The organism is Acinetobacter sp. RIT698 (genome assembly GCF_009668065.1).
GTDB lineage: Bacteria > Pseudomonadota > Gammaproteobacteria > Pseudomonadales > Moraxellaceae > Acinetobacter > Acinetobacter guillouiae.
On the sequence record NZ_WJYH01000091.1, the window covers coordinates 1 to 6938 of the forward strand.

The following is a 6938-nucleotide window of genomic DNA, read 5'->3' on the forward strand; positions in this document are numbered from 1 at the left end:
AGATTTATTGAATACTAAAAAATGAAATATTTTGACTTTGAGGTTTTTATATCGGATTGATTCAAAAGCTATTCTTAAAATATTTGCAAAATAAACTTGATCATATAAAAAAGCCACTCTTTGAGTGGCTGATTCTGATCAGTTGTATTTATTGAATACGTAATCCAATCATAGCATGTTGCCCTTCACGAACAATCGCTACACGCGCTACCGTATTTTTCTGTAGCTCTGAAATAGCATCAACAAAATCATTTGGTGTATTTACTTTCTTGTTATTTACTTGAGTAATCACATCACCAGGTAAAATCCGTGACTGTGCAGCTAAGCCGCCTCTGGTCACATCTTGAATAAACACACCACCTTTAACATTTAAACGATTCTTTTCTTGTTCAGTTAAGGCACGAATCGCAACACCAATGATAGGCCCTTTATTTGGCTTGGCCGAAGTGTTGGTATTGTCAACTTTTGCAGGGGTATCATCTGGTGCAACAGTTAAAGTTGCTGTAATCACTCTTGGTTTATCATCACGTAAAACTTCAAGCTTAACAGATTGATTTGGTTGAGTACGATTCAAATAATTCAATAATTCTGAAGTACGTGATATTGGTGAACCATTATATTTTAGGATCACATCGCCTGATTTAAAGCCCGCTTTTTCTGCAGGTGAATTCGGCGCAACTTGGGTAATCAACGAACCTTCTGGTTTATCTAACTTATAAGCTTCCGCTAAGTTTCGATCGATATCTTGTAACATTACACCAAGATAAGAACGAGTGACCTTACCATTCTTTTTCAACTGATCAACTACGTCCATTGCCACATCAATTGGAATAGAGAATGACAGGCCCATATACCCCCCCGTACCACTAAAGATACGAGAGTTTACACCGACAACCTGACCTTGTTGGTTAAATAGCGGACCACCTGAGTTACCCGGATTTAACGCCACATCGGTTTGGATAAATGGGACAGAGGTTTCACCCATCATATTACGTGACTTGGCACTGACAATCCCTGCTGATGCAGAATAATCAAAACCAAATGGAGAACCGATTGCAAGAACAGGCTGCCCGACTTTAAGTTGATCTACATTACCCACAGATAATGATGGGAAATTATTCCCTTCAACTTTTAGTAATGCCACATCTGTACGTTCATCACTGCCCACCACTTTTGCATCAATTTCACGGCGATCATTCAACATAATCGTCACTTTAGATGCATCTTCAACCACATGGTGATTTGTCAGTAAATAACCATCTTTACTAATAAAAAATGCACTACCATACGCAGTCTTTTCTTGTGGCGCGCGTTGTTGTGGAATAATGATTTGATTACCAAAGAAACGCTTTAGAATTTCAGGTACTTGTTGCTGTAACAACTCTTCCTGAGATAACTTTTTAACAACATTAACACTCACAACAGCTGGGCTGACTTGTTCAACCAAGTTAGAAAAATCCACAGGTGTTGAAGCTTGAACTTGTGATGTTGCCGCAGCGACAGTAAATACTGCTGCATACATTCCTTTTTGTATTAGACCATTACTCATTTCTCACGAACCTGCATCTGATGATTATTTGCTTAAAAATGTTTGTAACATATTATTTAATATCGTTACGTAAAAATATGTTTACATTTTTTTATAAAACAAGACTTTACTTAATTTTATATTAAAAGTCTTGGAATATCTTATTTATACTAAAATCTGACACATGTGACTATTGTAATTTGTTAAAAAAAAGAGTGTTATTAGCAAACATTTTTCAAATTAGCTGATGGACATGTCTAATTTAAGTACAACTCATCAATTTGACGTGGTTATTGTGGGGAGTGGCGGTGCAGGCTTAAGTTTAGCCTTATCTTTGCCTGAACATTTTAATATTGCTGTTTTAGCGAAATCAACCTTAACCGATGCAAGCACATATTTTGCACAAGGTGGTGTTGCTGCTGTACTTGATGAAACAGATTCCATTCAACAGCATATTGATGACACCATGATTGCAGGCGCACAGTTATGTGAGATTGATGCCGTCAAACATACCGTTGAAGGTGGTCGCCCTTCTGTCGATTTCTTACTCAACCATGGTGTACAGTTTACATTAGATGAAGATGAACAATTACATCTGACCCGTGAAGGTGGACATTCACAACGTCGCATTATTCATTCAGCCGATGCCACAGGTAAAGCCATTTCGACCACACTGGTTCAACGTGCTCAAGAAAAGAAAAATATTCATATTTTTGAAAATTACATTGCGATTGATTTAATCACCACACATAAATTAGGACATAAACAACAGTCCAATCGTGCGGTGGGTCTTTACGCACTTGATGAAAACAACGAAAAAGTTCATACCTTTTTAGCGCCATTCACTGCCCTTGCTTGTGGTGGTGCCATGAAAGCTTATTTATATACATCAAATCCAGATATTGCCACAGGCGATGGTATTGCCATGGCATATCGCGCAGGCTGTCGTGTCGCAAATATGGAATTTAATCAATTCCATCCAACCTGTTTATATCATCCTCAAGCACGCTCATTTCTGATTACGGAAGCAATGCGTGGTGAAGGTGCGTATTTACGTTTACCTGACGGTGAACGCTTTATGCTGCGCTTTGATGAACGTGCCGAACTTGCTCCACGAGATATTGTTGCACGCGCCATTGATTATGAAATTAAACGCTTAGGCATCCGTCATGTCTGGTTAGACATCAGTCATAAACCGGCTGAATTTGTTAAAGAACATTTCCCGACCTTATATGCGCGCTTATTAGAACTCGGTATTGATATCACCAAGGATATGATCCCCGTTGTTCCAGCAGCACACTATACTTGCGGCGGCGTGGTGGTTGATGAGCATAGCCAAACTGATTTAGCTGGTTTATATGCAATTGGTGAAACGTCGTATACAGGGTTACATGGGGCTAACCGTATGGCCAGCAATTCACTACTTGAATGCTTTGTATATGGTATGAGTGCTGCCAAGGATATAGAAGCAAAGTTTAATCCTCACTTTGATATACCGACCGTGCCTGAATGGGATGCTTCACAATCGACCAATCCTGATGAAGATGTTGTGATTCTGCAAAACTGGGATGAGCTCCGCCAAACCATGTGGAACTATGTCGGGATTGTAAGAACCACAAAACGTTTACAACGAGCATTGCATCGTATTGAAATGTTGAAGAAAGAAATTACTGAATATTATCAGGATTATCATGTCAGTAAGAACTTGATTGAACTACGTAATTTGGTCATGGTTTCAGAGATGATTGTTCGTTGTGCCATGCAGCGTAAAGAATCACGAGGTCTACACTACACGCTTGATTATCCTGAGCTTTCACCTGAGTTAAGAAAAACGGTATTAACACCGCCAAACTTTACAGTTGAAACCCCATTGGTAAATGAAGCAGTTTAAAATCCTTTGAAATCACAAAAAATAGTCAGATCATTCTGGCTATTTTTTATGGAGATATTATCAATTTTTACTTTTAGCTTTAGAGGTTTCAAAATTTTATATGCATCAGCATAATTCACTGAATATAAATCAACGCTTTTTTTATTATTTGATCATGTTTCATCAATTACTAAAAATGGATTTTTTCATTCTGAGTAAAACAAAACACTTGAGCAAGAACAAAGCACTGCTTTGTTTGTAGCGCAAGGATGTGGTAGCACAAGGTGAGGTATCGTCTACGCAAATCAATTTAAACTCTTCAAGCTAAAATGTGACAGTGCAAATCTTTTAATGATTCATAAAGTTATAAATTCATTTTGATAAAATGCTAAAACCACTTCTATTTGAAAATAAAACCTTATTTTTGCTGCATATAATTTCGAGGAGAAAGCTGCATTATTTTCTTAAACATTACAATAAATGAGCTATCACTATCATAGCCTAATTTCATTGCAACCTGATGCACTGAATCTCCTTCTGTTAACCACTGTAATGCCAATACAACATGTAACTTTCTTCGCCATTGATTAATACTCATCCCTGTCGTTTGATGAAAAGTTCGTGTAAGGCTTCGTTCACTCATACAACATAACTTTGCCCATTCAGCCAAACTTTGATTCTGCTCAGGATGCTTTAATAAATGGCGGGTCAATTTAACTAAACGAAGATCTTGTGGAATGGGTAAATAAAATGTTGGCTTTACAACTGATTGAATTTCATCCAACAGGCATTGCTGCAAACGGAAGTCTTTTTCTGAAAGCACCGTATCAGACAAGGTTTCTACTCTTTCCAATAAGGCATTCAGCAAATTTGTCACTTGCAACATGGTGCAATTCGGTTCTAAAAGATGATCAAGTTGGGGGTCAATAAATGCAACATAACCACAAGAGACACCATAACTACTGACTTTATGTGGCACATTTGATGGAATCCATAAAGCCTGTTGCGCAGGAACAACCCAAATACCAGATGGTGTTTCCACAGTAATTAAGCCATTCACTGTCATCATCAATTGGCTTTTTACATGCTGATGTGACGCAAGCTCCCAATCAGGAACTTGCTGATGTATTTTTAATACAATAATTGCTTGGTCTATTTGATCTACAAAAAAAGGATCCACATTATCAAGCATGGTTTGCCTATATATTTATCACTTTAAAACAGCGTCGATGACTTTCTGCGCTTGTTGTTGATTGTCTACAATAAACATCGGGTAGCCTGTAAACTTAATAAAGTTATTGGCAAATTTTTGCGTCTCAAGTCGAATATTTTCATCAGGTTCAATATGAATCAATGCTTTCACATATTGACTTAGAATTTCACGTTTTGCTTTAACCCATGCTGCAACTTGCTTGCGTTCTTCATGATCATTTTTTTGTTCAGGAAAAGCCCCTTCACTGATAAAAACAAAAGTTTCTTTACGACTCAATAATGATTCATAAATTGCAATTGTTTCATCAACTGAAACTGCATCTTCAGCTTGATAACTAATACGAACGATTGGAAAGTTTTCTAAATTTTGAATAAACATGATAACCACCATAAATGAGAATAATTATCATTGTATTGATTTATACAGATCGTACATTACTAAATTCAGCCAAAAAATACGGTATTCCAGCCAAGTTTAACAGCGAGTTTAGTCTTTATTTTTTCCATAATAAGTACGATGCGCTATATGAAAAGTTTCAGCATGTAATTTTGCTAAATCATCTAAGTTCTGATAGCCCCCTGCAAGTACAAACATGATCGGAATATTGTCACGTTTGGCAAGGTTAAACACTATTTCCTCTCTTTTTTGAATCAACTCTGTCGTAAACCATGCCGAACCATAAGGATCTGCTTGATGGCAATCCATCCCCGCTTGATAAATAATAATATCGGCTTTCCACTCATTCGCTCGCTGAAAGGCTTCATGCAATGCCATAGTATATTGAGCAAAACTTCCATGCTTGGTATGAATGTGGCGGCTTTCCGCACGTTCATACGTGGGGTAGCCAAAAGCCAAACCGTAAATACTAAAATTATATAAATTATCTAATCTGCGGGTAAAATCAGCTGTCCCATCACCACCATGCTGATCGCAATCCAAAATAAAGATACGTTTATTTGCATAATGTTGTGCAATTAATGCCAAGCCATTAAAAGTGCAATAAGAGCCACCATATTCATAATTGGCGTGGTGAAACCCTTGCGCAATATTGGCGGCAATCCCATGTTGGAATGCCAGTTCAGTTGCCAACAATTGCCCAGCATTGATGGAGAGCACTGCATCTCTTAATTGTTCATTCCAAGGCTTAAAACCAGCAAAAGTTGCCAGTTTTGCGGGTTGCCCTGTTAAAAAAGCCTCGACATATTTAGGTGAATGTAAGGCTTTTAAAATTTCTGGATCAATTTGTTGTGGTTCATGAAATTTATAATCATTAAATTGCTGTAGTTGCTCTGCGACTGCAACAAGTTTTTCCATGCTATTGGTATGTGTTTGAGCAAAATAGCGTGGAGAAAAACAAACATTTAACATAAAGCTATCCGAGACTGAGTGCTCTCAATTGTGATTTTGCAACATCATTGAGTTGTTTTATAAGTGTTGTGTCAGGACTAAAAAGTCCATTATTCACTTGTTGTTCAAAATGTGTCGTAAATGCCCTTTGTCGATTCTCAGGTGAAATGGCTAAAGTGGTTAATCGCAAAAACCAAAAACCTTGAATCTCTTTATAGGGAATAATATAGCCTTTAAACTCTTGATTGGGGACTTTGTTGGTAATTTGTTCAATATCATAATCGACAGAAAATAAAGAACCAATCGGAATACGAATTCCATTCATCAATAAAGGTTGTAAATTTATACAGGAATGATTATCCCCCATGTTCATTTTTTCAATCAACAGCGGACGATTTTGATCATCTACAAAAATATTGATTGAGCCTTGTCTTAACATCGAACGATGGGCAATCTTTAAGAAAAATGCTTCTGCCATTGGACATGAACCCACTTTAGGCTTACCGTCTAGTGTCGCAATTTCAACATAACCTGTTTCATCTGCTGTTTTGGGTAAAATCACATCTTCCAACATAGCGCAAATCACATGACTTTCTTCTAATTGTGCTTGTTGCGATAAGCGTCTTAAGTTTGCTTGGATTGCAACTTCTTGTTCAACTAAGGCTTTAAACTCATCATCTTTGGCTTGAATAAGAAAATTTTGAATCGATTTATTTTGATCTAAGTTATGCCAATCATCGATATCTAAACCATAAGCATTTTTTTGCTCAAGAATTTTTTTTAATTTCTTAAAATCATAATCTTTAAATATTTTTAAATCAGTTGCTTCAACTTGATCACGCGGAAAATTAATGTACTCAGCCAATACGCGTGTAGCCTGCGTATAACCGCAACCACGGCGTTCAGTTTGATGTGAATAGTGTTCATTCAACATCTCCGTCAATTTATCTGATAAAGGAAAAACCTGTTCCTTAAACAAA

At 37.1% G+C, this 6938-nt stretch carries 6 protein-coding genes; 1 reads left to right on the forward strand and 5 read right to left on the reverse strand.

Annotated features, from left to right (window positions below; all coding sequences use genetic code 11):
• Positions 1 to 148: 148 nt before the first annotated feature.
• Positions 149 to 1549, reverse strand: coding sequence for a Do family serine endopeptidase (locus tag GJV03_RS20840; RefSeq protein ID WP_004717154.1), 1401 nt, complete (start codon positions 1547 to 1549; stop codon positions 149 to 151).
• A gap of 226 nt (positions 1550 to 1775) precedes the next feature.
• On the opposite strand from GJV03_RS20840, the gene nadB reads away from it, so the two are divergent.
• Positions 1776 to 3419, forward strand: coding sequence for an L-aspartate oxidase (nadB, locus tag GJV03_RS20845; RefSeq protein ID WP_004823134.1), 1644 nt, complete (start codon positions 1776 to 1778; stop codon positions 3417 to 3419).
• 397 nt (positions 3420 to 3816) lie between these two features.
• On the opposite strand, the gene GJV03_RS20850 is transcribed toward nadB, so the two are convergent.
• From GJV03_RS20850 to GJV03_RS20865, 4 genes are all read right to left on the reverse strand, one after another.
• Positions 3817 to 4590 (reverse strand): helix-turn-helix transcriptional regulator, encoded by a 774-nt coding sequence (locus tag GJV03_RS20850; RefSeq protein ID WP_004717158.1) that lies wholly within the window; start codon positions 4588 to 4590, stop codon positions 3817 to 3819.
• An 18-nt stretch (positions 4591 to 4608) separates the two neighbouring features.
• Positions 4609 to 4989 carry a hypothetical protein gene (locus tag GJV03_RS20855; protein ID WP_004717160.1) on the reverse strand — a complete coding sequence of 127 codons (381 nt, stop codon included), beginning with the start codon at positions 4987 to 4989 and terminating at the stop codon, positions 4609 to 4611.
• 108 nt (positions 4990 to 5097) lie between these two features.
• Complete coding sequence (locus GJV03_RS20860; RefSeq protein ID WP_004717161.1) at positions 5098 to 5979, reverse strand: hypothetical protein; 882 nt, start codon at positions 5977 to 5979, stop codon at positions 5098 to 5100.
• A 4-nt stretch (positions 5980 to 5983) separates the two neighbouring features.
• Positions 5984 to 6937, reverse strand: a complete 954-nt coding sequence (locus tag GJV03_RS20865) for a hypothetical protein (protein WP_252720758.1) — start codon at positions 6935 to 6937, stop codon at positions 5984 to 5986.
• Between the last annotated feature and the right edge of the window lies 1 nt (position 6938).

Excerpts from the sequence above, each read along its gene's own strand:
- GJV03_RS20840 (WP_004717154.1), bottom strand. The coding sequence starts at position 1,549 with ATGAGTAATGGTCTAATACAAAAAGGAATGTATGCAGCAGTATTTACT.
- nadB (WP_004823134.1), top strand. The coding sequence starts at position 1,776 with ATGGACATGTCTAATTTAAGTACAACTCATCAATTTGACGTGGTTATT.
- GJV03_RS20850 (WP_004717158.1), bottom strand. The coding sequence starts at position 4,590 with ATGCTTGATAATGTGGATCCTTTTTTTGTAGATCAAATAGACCAAGCA.
- GJV03_RS20855 (WP_004717160.1), bottom strand. The coding sequence starts at position 4,989 with ATGTTTATTCAAAATTTAGAAAACTTTCCAATCGTTCGTATTAGTTAT.
- GJV03_RS20860 (WP_004717161.1), bottom strand. The coding sequence starts at position 5,979 with ATGTTAAATGTTTGTTTTTCTCCACGCTATTTTGCTCAAACACATACC.